The organism is Streptomyces sp. Ag109_O5-10 (assembly GCF_900105755.1).
Classification (GTDB): Bacteria; Actinomycetota; Actinomycetes; order Streptomycetales; family Streptomycetaceae; genus Streptomyces.
On record NZ_FNTQ01000001.1, the window covers coordinates 6,292,592 to 6,305,620 of the forward strand.

Below are 13,029 nucleotides of genomic sequence, written 5' to 3' on the forward strand. Positions count from 1 at the left end.
GTGAGACCCTTGAGGTCAAACGCCCGCCGAAGGAAAGCCACGCAGTGACCGCAACCGACCGTTCCCACGAGCTCATCACCGCCGCCGCCCAGGCGGCCGCCGACAAGCTCGCCCACGACGTCATCGCCTACGACGTCAGCGACGTCCTGTCGATCACGGACGCCTTCCTGCTGGCCTCCGCGCCCAACGACCGCCAGGTCAAGTCGATCGTCGACGAGATCGAGGAACGCCTCCAGAAGGAACTCGGCGCCAAGCCGGTGCGCCGCGAGGGCGACCGGGAGTCCCGCTGGATCCTGCTCGACTACGTCGACATCGTCGTGCACGTCCAGCACAGCGAGGAGCGCGTCTTCTACGCCCTGGAACGGCTGTGGAAGGACTGCCCCGAGATCGAGCTGCCCGCCGACGCCAAGGCCACCCGCGGCAAGGCGGCGGAGCACGCCAGGCTGCAGGCCGCCGAGGACTCCGGCGAGCCGGACGGGGACTGGTGATGACCGCCACCGGCGAGGTGACCGACCGCGGGGGCCGCGACCGCCGCATCATCCTGTGGCGGCACGGCCAGACCGCCTGGAACGTGGAGCGCCGCTTCCAGGGCTCCACCGACGTCGAGCTCACCGAGACCGGCATCGGCCAGGCCCGCCGCGCGGCCCGCCTGCTCGGCTCCCTCGGCCCGGACGTGATCGTCTCCTCCGACCTGCGGCGCGCCGCCGACACGGCCGCCCAGCTCGCCGCCCTCACCGGCCTCGACGTGATCCACGACGAGGGACTGCGGGAGACCTACGCGGGCGTGTGGCAGGGACTCACCCACGACGAGATCATCGCCCGCTACGGCGACGAGTACGCCGCCTGGAAGCGCGGCGAGCCCGTCCGCCGCGGCGGCGGCGAACTGGAGACCGAGGTCGCCGACCGGGCCGCCCCCGTCGTGCTCCGGCACGCCGAGAAGCTCCCCGAGGACGGCACCCTCGTGGTCGTCAGCCACGGCGGCACCATCCGCACCACCATCGGACGGCTCCTCGGCCTGGAGTCCCGGCACTGGGAGAGCCTCGGCGGTCTCACCAACTGCTGCTGGTCCGTGCTCGGCGAAGGCGCCCGCGGCTGGCGGCTCCTGGAGCACAACGCCGGCACCCTCCCGGAGCCCGTGCTCGGCGACGACGACTGAGGAGCCTGCGGCCACCCGGCCCGCCCGGAGCCCGGATTTCACTTTCCGGCAGGTCGCAGGCTAAAGTTCTTCTTGTTCGCCCCGCCGAGCGGAAAGGCGGGAAGAACACGAGGGGCTATAGCTCAGTTGGTAGAGCGCCTGCATGGCATGCAGGAGGTCAGGAGTTCAATTCTCCTTAGCTCCACAGATCGGCACTTCGCACGCTGTCGATGACACTTTCGAGTTGTCAAAGATCGGTGACAGAATCCCGTCCCTTCAGGGGGCGGGATTTTCTGCGTTCCACTCCCGGAGGATCTCCGCGGCCTCCTCCTCCGTCACCGGCCACAGCCGCTGCCTGCGCTCCCGCAACAACGCCACCCGCTCCCGCGTCCGTTCGTCCTCCGGTGTGTAGACCACGATCCGCGCCTCCGGCATCCCGTCGATCGACAACGACTGCGACGTCATCCTCAGTTCGCCCACCGCCTCATGACGGAACGTCTTCACCCGCGGCCCCGGCTGCGCCACCGCCCCGCTCTCCCACAGCCGGGCGAAGTACTCACTGGCCTGGGACAGCGCCCTTATGAAGTCCTCCCAGGCCGGCTCGCCGACATGTCTGCCGTAGCAGGACCGCAGAGTCGCCACCATCACCGGCAGTTCACGCCGCAGGTGCACCACCGGGCTGGTCTCCTCCGGGACCGTGAACAGCGTCCACAGCACGTTCGGCACACCGATCCGCACGGTCTCCGGCACCAGGAACAGGTCCCGGTAGGCCGCGTTGGTGGCCAGCACGTCGTAGCGCGAGGTGTACACCACCGCCATCAGCGGGTCCAGCGCGTCGATGATGCCCTGCACCTCCGCGCCGACCGACCGGGACAACCCCTCCGGCACCGGGGCGAACGGCACTTCCGCCAGCCGGTACAGATGCTCCCGCTCCGGCAGGTCCAGCTTCAGGGTCCGCGCCACCGCGTCCAGTACCTGCGCCGACGCGTTGATCGGCCGGCCCTGCTCCAGCCACGTGTACCAGGTCACGCCCACGCCCGAGAGCTGGGCGACCTCCTCCCGGCGCAGCCCCGGCGTGCGCCGCCGCAGACCCGGCGGCATCCCGACGTCCGCCGGCTGCACCCGGGCCCGCCTGCTGCGCAGGAACGCGGCCAGCTCCGGCCTGCGGCGGTGTGCTGTCGTCGTCATCGTCACGTCCCCCGTCGTCACGTCTCCATCGTGGACGCAGCCCCCGCCGGCTGCCAGGTGCTGCCAGTACCAGCATCGGCGGGCTCTCGGCACCCGTACCGGCCCGCCGCCACGCTCGGTCGCATGACGACGACACCCCGGACGGGACCAGGTCCCGCACCCGCCGCGACCCCTGCGAAAAGTGAAACACCCGGCACTGACAACCGGCCCCGGCTGCTCCTCGCGGTCGTCCTCGCGGCCCTGTTCATGGCCGTGCTGGACGTCTTCATCGTGAACGTCGCGGCCCCCACCATGGGCTCCGAACTCCACGCCTCGGGCGCCGACTTGCAGCTGGTCGTGGCCGGCTACGCCATCACCTACTCGGTGCTGCTGATCACCGGTGCCCGGCTCGGCGACCGGCTCGGTCACGGCCGCGTCCACCTCTACGGCCTGGCCCTGTTCACCACGGCGTCGCTCGCCTGCGGCCTGGCCCAGGGAGCCACCGGGCTGATCGTGTTCCGGCTGGTGCAGGGCGCCGGATCGGCGGTGATGATCCCGCAGGTCCTCAGCATCATCCAGCGTGCCTTCACCGGCGAGGCCCGCATACGGGCGCTCGGCGCCTACTCCGCGGTCCTCGCGGTAGGCGCGGCCGCCGGCCAGATCATCGGCGGCGTCCTGGTCAGCGCCGACCTGTTCGGCACCGGCTGGCGGCCGGTGTTCCTCGTCAACGTGCCCGTCGGCGCCGTACTCCTCGTCCTCGGCCGGCGTGTCCTGCCGCCCGGCGCCGGATCCGGTCCCGAGCGGGCCCGCGGCATGGACCTGCCCGGCCTGATCCTGCTGGCGGCCGCCGTGTCCCTGCTGACGGTCCCGCTGGTGCTCGGCCAGGAGGAGGACTGGCCGCTGTGGTCCTGGCTGTCCCTGGCCGCCGCCGTGCTCCTGTTCACGCTGTTCTGCGGGTACGAGGCGCGGCTGGCCCGGCGCGGCGGCGCACCCATCGTCGCGCCCCGGGTGCTGCGCCACCCCGGCATGGGCCTGGCCGTCCTGCGGATCCTCGCCGTCATGGCCGTCAACGCCGGATTCCTCTTCACCCTCACCCTGCACGTCCAGAACGGCCTCGGCTACAGCCCGCTGCGCGCCGGTGTCACCTTCGCGCCGACCGCCGCCGTCTTCGGCGCGGTCGCCCTCACCTGGCGCAGGTGGCCGGCCGCCTGGCAGCGGACACTGACCCCGGCCGGGTTCGTGCTCACCGCGCTGGGCGCGGCCGGGGTCGGGCTGGCCTTCCACGGGGGCGGCGACGGGGGCGCACAGCTCTACGTGGCGTACGCCGGTGTGGGCGCGGGGCTCGCGCTGGCGTTCAGCCCCACGCTCACCGGCGCACTCGCAACCGTGCGCCCCGAGGACGCCGCGGACGCCAGCGGACTCCTCGCGACCGTCACCCAGCTCGGCCAGCTCCTCGGCGTCGCCGCGTTCGGCACACTGTTCTTGAACCGGCTTGAGTCAGTTGGGGGCCCGCAGGCGTATACCTCTGCGGAGGCGCTGTCAGCCTGCGCATGGGCGCTCGCCGCGTCGGCGGCCGCGGGGGCCGTGTCCGGACTGGTACTGAGGCGTCGCTGACCGTATTGGTCCGGCCGTGGCAGAATCAAACGGCCGGAAGGGGGCGCGGCCCGACGGGAGGAGTAGCGATGCCTGCGAGCATCCTTGAGGAGGGCGGCCACCTCCTCGGTGCGGCGTTGATACGGGACACGATCACCCGGCTGCTCTGCCCTTCCTGCGGTTCCGCGCATGTCGCCCAGGTGCTCGGCGACAACGGCGGGATCTCCTACGTGTGCACGGCCTGCGGCCACAGCTGGAGCTGATCGATGGGTGCACACAGGCGGAAGTGTGACTGGTGCGGGAGCGGTACCCCCATCGTCCGCGACATGGAGCCGATCAACCCCGACTACCAGTACTGGTGCGAGGAATGCGCGCGGGCGCTGATCATAAAAGGCGACCCGATCGAGACCTACCGTGAGCTCGAGGGCGAGCCGATCTACGGCCGGCTCCTCGAAGAGCACTGCACGCTCAAGCGCTTCTACTCGTTCGTCACGGCCTGACCGGGACCCGGCCTCGGCAACGATGTCCGGGCGATCGCCAGGAACAGCGCCCCGGTGACCGTGTAGAGCGCCGACAGCGTCAAGGCGACGGTGTTCTGGTGCAGTTCGGGCCGCCCCTGCCCGTGCGGCACCCACCACAGGGCGTACGAGCAGAAGACCAGCAGCGCGCCCGCGGCCACCGTCCGGTGCCCGCGGGTCCACAGGAGCAGCACGACCGGCACGCACCACACCCAGTGGTGCGACCAGGACACCGGGCTGATCAGCAGCGCGGTCACCGCGCAGGCGGCCACCGCCCAGGCCCGCCGGCCCCGCAGCTCGGCCGCCACCGCCACCGCGAGCCCCAGGACGGCCGTCAGGGCCGCCGCGGCGGCCCACAGGGCTCCCGGGTCGGGAGTGTGCAGCAGACGCGCCAGAACGCCGCGCAGGGCCTGATTCGCGGTCTCCTCGGCCCGCCCCACCCGTCCCGTCCGGAACATCATCCCCGTCCAGAACCGCCACGAGTCGTAGGGCAGGACGGCCGCCGCCAGCAGCGTCGCCCCCGCGAAGACGGCGGCCGCCCCGCGCGCGTGCCGCAGCCACGGGCCGCCGTCCCGTCCCGCGCGGCGCGCGGCCAGGCCGGTGACGAGCAGGAACACCGCGAACAGGGCGGGGGTCAGCTTGATCGCGGCCGCGAGCCCGACACCCACCCCCGCCCAGCGGTCCGGGTGTTCGGTGGGACGGCGTGACAGATCCCACAGCACCAGTACCGCCAGCAGCAGATTGACCTGTCCGTAGCGCACGGTCGTCCACACCGGCTCGCACCACACCGCCGCCGCCGCGACCCACAGGACGTGCTCCACGCGCGCGTGCCCGACGAGCCGCATCGACAGCGCGACGAACACCAGCAGCAGGGCCAGGTTCCCGGCCGTCGCCAGGGTCCGCATGCCGGTGACGTCCAGCAGCGTCAGCGGGACGAACAGCAGCGCCGCGAACGGCGGGTAAGTGGACGGCAGATGAGCCGCCGTCGTACGCAGCGCGTAGAGATCGCCGCCCCCGCGGACGGTCGCACCCTCGGCCCGGTAGACCATCAAGTCAATCATCGACACGTGCGCGGCCCGCTGGGCCACCCAGAACGCCGCGAACGACAGGAGACACGCCCCCAGCGCCACCGGCACCCGGCGCCGGGTCTCGGAGAACGCGATCACGGACACGAAGCCCGACACTAGCGTCCGTATCCGTACAGAACGGAAACGATTTGGTGGTGCACCCCTTCGACCGTGTAATGTTGGCGTCGCCGCCAGGGAAACCGGGCGGACCAGAACACGGGGCTATAGCTCAGTTGGTAGAGCGCCTGCATGGCATGCAGGAGGTCAGGAGTTCAATTCTCCTTAGCTCCACAGAAGTCGAAGGCGGACCATCCGAACGGATGGTCCGCCTTCGGCGTTGTTGCGGCCGGCATTGTCCTGAAAGCGCGTGGAAACCCTGTCCGCGAAGACTTTCCCCGGCGTACTCCTCACGCATACGTGGGGCGGGCCACCCGGTCAGGGTGACCCGCCCCACGTATACGCGAACCTGCGATCAGCGTCCCAGCGCCCGGCGGCCGCGGCCCTGCGAGAGAACCGGCAGGTTTCTGGCCGGCGCCTGCGCGCGCGTGTCCTCCTCCAGGCGCAGGGCGAGCGCGGGGCAGCGGCGCACCGCCCGCAGCGCCTTGGCCTCCGCGAACCGGGGCACCTTCGCCTGCGCGACCGTCGGGAACCCGTCCGCGCCCAGCTCGAAGACCTCCGGGAGGATGTCCGCGCACAGACCGTGGCCCCGGCACAGCGTCCAGTCGACGTAGATCTTCTGCCGGCTGCCGCCGCCGTTGTCCTCGGGCTCTCCACCGCCCGGGATGCCCGTGGGCATCTTGCCGTCCTCGAAGAGCGGCAGAACGCCCTCCACGGGCCGTCCGCAGCCGTTTCCGAGAACGTGCGCGGCGAGGTCGTCGGTGAACGCCTTGATCGTCGACTCGAGGAACATCGCGGAGCCGTCCGGGTGCGAGCACGCCCCGCGCCGTTTGACGTTCTTGGCGACCTGCTTGAGCGCCTCCAGGGCGGCCGGTCCGCCGCCGTTGAGGATGTCCTCCATGCCGCGTGCGGCCGCCGGCAGACCCAGGTAGCAGGGACCGCACTGTCCCGCGCTCTCCTCCGCCAGCCACTGGGCGACCCGCAGCGACTCGCCCAGCGGGCAGGTCTCCTGCGTGATCGGCAGGATGGCGCCGGCGCCCAGCGCTCCGCCCACCGCGTCGAGCGAGTTGCGGGAGACGATCGCCTCGTTGACCGTGGCCGCGTCGATCCACTTGCCGTGGTAGCCACCGGTCAGCACACCCTGCGGCACCGGCGGCGCACCGGCCAGCTGCAGGACGTAGCGCAGCGGCACACCCGTGGGCACCTCGATCACCATGGGGCGGGCGACCGCGCCGGAGACCGTCAGCATGACGGTGCCCGGCTCGTCGTACAGGCCGGTGTTGCCGTAGCGCTCCGGGCCTATCCGGGCGGCGATCGCCAGCTGCGCGAACGTCTCCGCGTTCGACAGCAGCGTGGGCGCGCCGCCGACACCGTTCTGCGAGGCACTGGTCTTGCGGCCGGGCGGGATCGCCGGGCCCCCGTCGATCGACCGGATCAGCGACGCGGCGGCGCCGGTGACCATGCGGACCGGGTTGCGCTGGACGAACGCCTTCAGCGCCGAACGCCGGCCGTTGCTCAGACCGCGCTCCGCGAGGGCCTGCTCCATGGAGCGCTGCGTGGACTCGCGGGTGACCCCCACCACGAGCGTGCGGGCACCCAGCGCCTCGGCGCACAGCAGCGCGCCGTCCAGGATCAGATGCGGGGCACGGTTGATCAGCACCGTGTCCTTGCGGCAGGCCGGCTCGTCCTCACTGCCGTTGACGACGACGACCGGCCGTACACCGCGCTTGATCGCGGCCTCGGCGACCGAACGCAGCTTCTTGTGGAACGGGAAGCCCGCGCCGCCCCGGCCTTTCAGGTTGATGCGTTCGGAGAGCTGCGCGAGCTGCTCCCCGCCCAGGGGTTCGAGCGGCCCGTGCACCTTGAGGTGCATGGGCAGATCGAGTCTTTCGACAAGGTCGAAACCCGACGTGAGCTGAGGAAGACCGACCACGCGGACTTCTGGGACGTCGGGCAGGGCCTCGTTCACCTATAGCCTCCGGAAGGCGTGTTCCAAGGTTCGCCCGAACCCGGGGCATCGAAGGACGCACCGGGCGGTGGTTCGTTGGCGGGACCGCTGTTGTACGTGTCATTCGAGTTGTACGTCCCGTACCGGGCATTCGTCTCACCCGTGTCGTACACATCACGTCCGCCCGTGCCGCCGGCGCCCGGATTGCTATAGGCCGGGATGTTGTATCCGGTGTCCTGCATCGGGTCGTACGCCGACCGGGGCGCCTCGCCGACCGGCGGAGGCGACGGGATCGGCCAGCTGCCCGAGGTGCTGGACGGACCGTCCACACGCTCCATGCGCGCGGTCTGGCCGGCCGCGAACGGCGACTGGGGCTGGCCGGTCGTGGCCGTAGCGCGGTAGGCGGCGGCGAAGCCGGACGCCGGCTCGGGGCCGGGTGCGCCGGCCGCCGCGGACGGGAACAGCGGGTTCGGCTGCGAGGCCGCCCTGCCGCCGCGCGACGACCGCGGCTCGCGCTCACGGGTGACCTCGTAGCCCGGCAGCCCGGACTCGCCCACCCGCGCACGGCTGGCATCCAGATCGTCCAGCTCCGGACGCTCCGAACTGCCGAGGACGGAGACGAGGCGGTCGGCGACCTTCCGCTTGAACGGGCGCGGGGCGGCGCGCAGCGCCAGCGCCGCCATCACGCCGAGCAGGCACAGGTCGTACGAGATCATGAAGAACGGCTTCGCCGCGCGCCCTGCGTACAGGCCGTGGATGAGGGCGGCGCACCAGGCCGGGTAGGCCAGCATGTGCATGGCCCGCCAGCGGGCCGCGACGACGGCCGGAGCGGCGAAATTGCTGCGCAGGGCGCCGGTGACACCCACGAAGATCATCAGCAGTCCAGCCAGTGAACCGAGCCCGATCAGGCCGGCGCTTCCCGTGATGCCGAGCGAGAACGGAATGATCGCCGCGATCACCACGGTGTGATCCAGTGCGATCTTCGTGACGATGTGCACCAGCAGGAACGCGATCGAGGCGACCGCGGTCGTCCGGTGCACCGCCTGGCCGACGATCCGCTGGCGGGTGTTGAGGAAGATGCGGTCCTGTGCGATCAGACCCCAGATCACCGAACAGCTCAGCGAGACGAGCGAGAGCACGCCCGCACCGAAGTTCAGGAACGATTGGAACTGGCTGCCTCCGGTCAGCACAACCACGGGTATGAGCAACAGAACGACAGCGGACGCCACCCCCCAGGCCGATCGGCCTGGCTTGGGAAGCGAGCTGTTACTACGACGAGGGTTCATGGGGGCAACTCCGAGCAGTTCGGGAAAGCGGTCCCGGTGCCGCAGCCTAAGTGGCGCCATACCGATCAGTACGAGGTTTGAGTTATTGCGTTGTTATCAAAGAGCGGTGCAGCCCTTGTGGTGTCCCTTAGCGGACGTTACGCGAAGTAATTTTTGAACCTGGTTCAACTCTCGTCCCGATGGTCGCCTCAGACACACGTGTCAACCATTGATACGTAAGCGCGTCGCGGCTTGCTCAAGCGCTGCGGTACTCTGACGCCATGCGTGCCGTACGCCTTCTGCTTAGCGGGCCGCGCTGATCAGTCCCGACCGCCGGAAGACCGGCTGGTCGGCATCGGCGCGGCGTCCCCTCCTGTGCGAGGGGATTTTTCGTTTCTAGAACGTTCGCAGCCGCCGGCAGAGACGACCGATGGAGCTTTGAGGATCATGAGCGAGACGAACCCCGCTGCCGCCGCCACGTCGGCGGAGGCCGCGCCGCACCGCTACACGGCCGCCCTGGCGGCCGAGATCGAGGCACGCTGGCAGGACTTCTGGGACGCCGACGGCACCTACGCGGCGCCGAACCCGACGGGCGACCTGGCCGGCGACCCCGAGGTGGTCGCCCGGCCCAAGAAGTTCATCATGGACATGTTCCCGTACCCGTCCGGTGCGGGCCTGCACGTCGGCCACCCCCTGGGCTACATCGCCACCGACGTCTTCGCCCGCTTCCAGCGGATGAACGGCCACAACGTCCTGCACACCCTGGGCTTCGACGCCTTCGGCCTGCCCGCCGAGCAGTACGCCGTGCAGACGGGCACGCACCCGCGCGTGTCCACCGAGGCCAACATCGAGAACATGAAGGTCCAGCTGCGCAGGCTGGGCCTGGGCCACGACAAGCGCCGGTCGTTCGCCACGATCGACCCGGACTACTACAAGTGGACCCAGTGGATCTTCCTGCAGATCTTCAACTCCTGGTACGACGACGAGGCCGACAAGGCTCGCCCGATCTCCGAGCTGATCGCCCAGTTCGAGTCCGGTGAACGCGCCGTACCCGGCCACACGCGCGCGTGGCACGAGCTGACCTCGACCGAGCGCGGCGACGTGCTGGGCGAGTTCCGCCTGGCCTACGCCTCCGACGCGCCGGTCAACTGGTGCCCCGGCCTGGGCACCGTCCTGGCCAACGAGGAGGTCACCGCCGACGGTCGCTCCGAGCGCGGCAACTTCCCCGTCTTCAAGGCCAAGCTGCGCCAGTGGAACATGCGCATCACCGCCTACGCCGACCGGCTGCTGGACGACCTGAACGAGCTGGACTGGCCCGAGGCCATCAAGCTGCAGCAGCGCAACTGGATCGGCCGCAGCGAGGGCGCCCGCGTCGACTTCCCGATCGACGGCGAGAAGATCACCGTCTTCACCACGCGCCCGGACACCCTGTTCGGCGCGACCTACATGGTGCTGGCACCCGAACACCCGCTGGTCGACCGGTTCGTCCCGGACGCCTGGCCCGAGGCCACCCACGACGCGTGGACCGGCGGCCACGCCACGCCCGCCGACGCCGTCGCCGCCTACCGCGCGCAGGCCGGTGCCAAGTCCGACGTGGAGCGGCAGGCCGAGGCCAAGGACAAGACCGGGGTGTTCACCGGGGCGTACGCGACCAACCCGGTCAACGGCGACAAGATCCCGGTGTTCATCGCCGACTACGTGCTGATGGGCTACGGCACCGGCGCGATCATGGCGGTCCCGGCGGGCGACCAGCGCGACTTCGAGTTCGCGCGCGCCTTCGAGCTGCCGATCGTCTGCATCGTGGAGCCGACCGACGGCCGTGGCACCGACACGTCGACGTGGGAGGACGCCTTCGGCTCCTACGACGCGAAGATCATCAACTCCTCCAACGACGACATCAGGCTGGACGGCCTGCCGGTCGCCGAGGCCAAGGCCCGCATCACCGAGTGGCTGGCCCGCAAGGGCATCGGCGAGGGCACCGTCAACTTCCGGCTGCGCGACTGGCTGTTCAGCCGCCAGCGCTACTGGGGCGAGCCCTTCCCGATCGTCTACGACGAGGACGGTGTCGCCCACGCGCTGCCCGACTCGATGCTGCCGCTGGAGCTGCCGGAGGTCGAGGACTACTCGCCGCGCACCTTCGACCCCGAGGACGCCGACACCCAGCCCGAGACCCCGCTGTCACGCAACGAGGACTGGGTCAACGTCACCCTGGACCTGGGCGACGGACCGAAGAAGTACCGCCGCGAGACCAACACCATGCCCAACTGGGCGGGTTCCTGCTGGTACGAGCTGCGCTACCTGGACCCGCACAACAGCGAGCAGCTGGTCGACCCGCAGATCGAGCAGTACTGGATGGGCCCGCGCGCGGGCATGCCGCACGGCGGTGTCGACCTGTACGTCGGCGGCGCCGAGCACGCCGTGCTGCACCTGCTGTACGCCCGGTTCTGGTCGAAGGTCCTGTACGACCTGGGCCACGTCTCGTCCGCCGAGCCGTTCCACAAGCTGTTCAACCAGGGCATGATCCAGGCCTACGTCTACCGCGACGGCCGCGGCTTCCCGGTGCCCGCCGCCGAGGTCGAGGAACAGGACGGCGCCTACTACTACCAGGGCGAGAAGGTCACCCGCCTGCTGGGGAAGATGGGCAAGTCACTGAAGAACGCGGTGACTCCGGACGAGATCTGCGCCGAGTACGGCGCCGACACCCTGCGCCTGTACGAGATGGCGATGGGCCCGCTGGACGTGTCCCGGCCGTGGGACACGCGCGCGGTGGTCGGCCAGTTCCGGCTGCTGCAGCGGCTGTGGCGCAACATCGTCGACGAGGCCACCGGCGAGGTCACCGTGACCGACGCCGAGGCGGACGAGGAGACGCTGCGCGTCCTGCACAAGGCGATCGACGGCGTCCGCCAGGACCTGGAGGGGCTGCGCTTCAACACGGCCATCGCCAAGGTCACCGAGCTGAACAACCACCTGACGAAGGCGGGCGGCGCGGTGCCGCGTCCGGTCGCCGAGCCGCTGGTCCTGATGATCGCGCCGCTGGCCCCGCACATCGCCGAGGAGCTGTGGCGCAAGCTGGGCCACACCGACTCGGTCGTGCACCGGGACTTCCCGGTCGCCGACCCGGAGTACGTCGTCGACGAGACCGTGACCTGCGTCGTGCAGATCAAGGGCAAGGTCAAGGCCCGTCTGGAGGTGTCGCCCGCCATCTCCGACGAGGAGCTGGAGAAGGCGGCGCTGGCCGACGAGACGGTGGTGAAGGCGCTAGGCGGCGCGGGGATCCGCAAGGTGATCGTCCGCGCGCCGAAGCTGGTGAACATCGTCACGGCGTGACACCCGTGGCCATCTCCGGGTGGTCCCCTACGGGCAGGTTCGGGGTTCCTCCGGAACTCCGGGCCTGCCCTTTGCGTTTACCGTTGAGGGGCACGGCCATCCACGCCGTGCCCGGAAACGGCCGGGGTGGTGGGCAGCGAGGAGGAGCACCGTGGAGACAGTGATCGCCGTATTCGCCGTGCTCTTCCTGCTCTTCGTCGCCGGTGGGGCGTACGTCACCTTCAAGGCGGTCGGCGCCGCCAAGCGCGGCGTGGACCGCACGATCAGCCAGGCCAGGCGCGCGGTCGAGGAACACACGCTGCGCGCCAAGTCCATGGTCCAGATCGGCCCGGCAGGCGAGATCGCCCAGCTCCGGCTCGCCCTGCGCACCTCGATGCGGGCCACCCAGGACGCGTTGCACGCGGGCATCGCCGAGGACGAGTCGCTCAAGGAGTCCCTCGGCCTCTTCCAGCGGCTCAGCGCTCACGGGCAGGAACTGGACGGTGAACTCAGGCGCCTGGAGGCCGAACCGGACCGGGCCACGCTCGCCACCCGCCTGCCCGAACTGCGCCGCCGTACCGAGCAGATCACCGGGTCCGCGGACGCGCTGCGCTGGGCGGCCCGCGACCGGGCCCGCCGCTTCGCCGACGACGACCTGGACACCTTGAGCACCCAGATCGGCGTCGAGGCGGACGCCCTGCGGCACTGGACCCGGCCGGACCCGGCCGCGCAGACCACGCCGTGGACCGAGGCCGCCGCCGGTCCCGCCGACCGTCAGACCTGGCCCGAGCAACCCCGGCCGGCCGCGGCCGAGGAGCCGGTGCAGCCCGCGATCACCCCGCCCGGCCGGCTTCGGGGGTGCCCCTGGCAGAAGAAGCCCCGGCCGGAGAGCACCACTTGATCCGGCCGGTCC

Annotated in this window: 11 protein-coding genes and 2 tRNA genes; 9 read left to right on the plus strand and 4 right to left on the minus strand. The window is 70.7% G+C overall.

All coding sequences use genetic code 11. The features are described from left to right. Positions 1-44 precede the first annotated feature (44 nt). From rsfS to BLW82_RS28710, 3 genes are all read left to right on the plus strand, one after another. Positions 45-488, plus strand: a complete 444-nt coding sequence (gene rsfS, locus BLW82_RS28700; protein WP_093503110.1) for a ribosome silencing factor — start codon at positions 45-47, stop codon at positions 486-488. After that, on the plus strand, positions 488-1,156 hold the full coding sequence (locus BLW82_RS28705) for a histidine phosphatase family protein (protein WP_093503112.1): 669 nt from the start codon (positions 488-490) through the stop codon (positions 1,154-1,156). Before rsfS ends, BLW82_RS28705 begins: the two co-directional genes overlap by 1 nt. A 111-nt stretch (positions 1,157-1,267) precedes the next feature. After that, positions 1,268-1,340 (plus strand) — tRNA-Ala (locus BLW82_RS28710). Between the two features lie 71 nt (positions 1,341-1,411). On the opposite strand, the gene BLW82_RS28715 is transcribed toward BLW82_RS28710, so the two are convergent. Next, the gene (locus tag BLW82_RS28715; protein ID WP_093503114.1) at positions 1,412-2,323 is read right to left on the minus strand and encodes a helix-turn-helix transcriptional regulator; all 912 of its coding nucleotides are present in this window, start codon (positions 2,321-2,323) and stop codon (positions 1,412-1,414) included. Positions 2,324-2,446: 123 nt separating this feature from the next. Between BLW82_RS28715 and BLW82_RS28720 the strand changes: the two genes are divergently transcribed. The 3 genes from BLW82_RS28720 to BLW82_RS28725 all read left to right on the plus strand — a co-directional run bounded on the left by BLW82_RS28720 (position 2,447) and on the right by BLW82_RS28725 (position 4,395). After that, on the plus strand, positions 2,447-3,916 hold the full coding sequence (locus tag BLW82_RS28720) for an MFS transporter (protein ID WP_093503116.1): 1,470 nt from the start codon (positions 2,447-2,449) through the stop codon (positions 3,914-3,916). A 68-nt stretch (positions 3,917-3,984) separates the two neighbouring features. Then, positions 3,985-4,158 carry a hypothetical protein gene (locus BLW82_RS43505; RefSeq protein ID WP_107408581.1) on the plus strand — a complete coding sequence of 58 codons (174 nt, stop codon included), beginning with the start codon at positions 3,985-3,987 and terminating at the stop codon, positions 4,156-4,158. A 3-nt stretch (positions 4,159-4,161) separates the two neighbouring features. After that, positions 4,162-4,395, plus strand: a complete 234-nt coding sequence (locus tag BLW82_RS28725) for a hypothetical protein (protein WP_006136074.1) — start codon at positions 4,162-4,164, stop codon at positions 4,393-4,395. Here BLW82_RS28725 and BLW82_RS28730 read toward each other — a convergent pair. Further along, positions 4,374-5,585 carry a glycosyltransferase 87 family protein gene (locus BLW82_RS28730; RefSeq protein WP_256215995.1) on the minus strand — a complete coding sequence of 404 codons (1,212 nt, stop codon included), beginning with the start codon at positions 5,583-5,585 and terminating at the stop codon, positions 4,374-4,376. The genes BLW82_RS28725 and BLW82_RS28730 overlap by 22 nt on opposite strands. Positions 5,586-5,698: 113 nt before the next feature. Here BLW82_RS28730 and BLW82_RS28735 point away from each other — a divergent pair. Next, positions 5,699-5,771 (plus strand) — tRNA-Ala (locus tag BLW82_RS28735). A gap of 181 nt (positions 5,772-5,952) precedes the next feature. On the opposite strand, the gene BLW82_RS28740 is transcribed toward BLW82_RS28735, so the two are convergent. Together BLW82_RS28740 and BLW82_RS28745 are read right to left on the minus strand one after the other, a co-directional pair. Next, complete coding sequence (locus BLW82_RS28740; RefSeq protein WP_093503118.1) at positions 5,953-7,566, minus strand: NADH-quinone oxidoreductase subunit NuoF family protein; 1,614 nt, start codon at positions 7,564-7,566, stop codon at positions 5,953-5,955. Then, entirely contained in the window at positions 7,563-8,831 is a 1,269-nt protein-coding gene (locus tag BLW82_RS28745; protein WP_177233097.1) for a cytochrome b/b6 domain-containing protein, read from the minus strand. Before BLW82_RS28745 ends, BLW82_RS28740 begins: the two co-directional genes overlap by 4 nt. A gap of 426 nt (positions 8,832-9,257) precedes the next feature. Here BLW82_RS28745 and leuS point away from each other — a divergent pair, with 426 nt between their 5' ends. Both leuS and BLW82_RS28755 read left to right on the plus strand, forming a co-directional pair. Next, a complete protein-coding gene (leuS, locus tag BLW82_RS28750; RefSeq protein WP_093503122.1) occupies positions 9,258-12,137 on the plus strand; it encodes a leucine--tRNA ligase in 2,880 nt (959 codons plus the stop codon). A 151-nt stretch (positions 12,138-12,288) separates the two neighbouring features. Further along, positions 12,289-13,017 (plus strand): hypothetical protein, encoded by a 729-nt coding sequence (locus tag BLW82_RS28755; RefSeq protein ID WP_093503124.1) that lies wholly within the window; start codon positions 12,289-12,291, stop codon positions 13,015-13,017. The last annotated feature ends 12 nt before the right edge of the window (positions 13,018-13,029 follow it).

Excerpts from the sequence above, each read along its gene's own strand:
- BLW82_RS28705 (WP_093503112.1), top strand. The coding sequence starts at position 488 with ATGACCGCCACCGGCGAGGTGACCGACCGCGGGGGCCGCGACCGCCGC.
- leuS (WP_093503122.1), top strand. The coding sequence starts at position 9,258 with ATGAGCGAGACGAACCCCGCTGCCGCCGCCACGTCGGCGGAGGCCGCG.
- BLW82_RS28725 (WP_006136074.1), top strand. The coding sequence starts at position 4,162 with ATGGGTGCACACAGGCGGAAGTGTGACTGGTGCGGGAGCGGTACCCCC.
- BLW82_RS28715 (WP_093503114.1), bottom strand. The coding sequence starts at position 2,323 with ATGACGACGACAGCACACCGCCGCAGGCCGGAGCTGGCCGCGTTCCTG.
- BLW82_RS28745 (WP_177233097.1), bottom strand. The coding sequence starts at position 8,831 with ATGAACCCTCGTCGTAGTAACAGCTCGCTTCCCAAGCCAGGCCGATCG.
- BLW82_RS43505 (WP_107408581.1), top strand. The coding sequence starts at position 3,985 with ATGCCTGCGAGCATCCTTGAGGAGGGCGGCCACCTCCTCGGTGCGGCG.
- BLW82_RS28720 (WP_093503116.1), top strand. The coding sequence starts at position 2,447 with ATGACGACGACACCCCGGACGGGACCAGGTCCCGCACCCGCCGCGACC.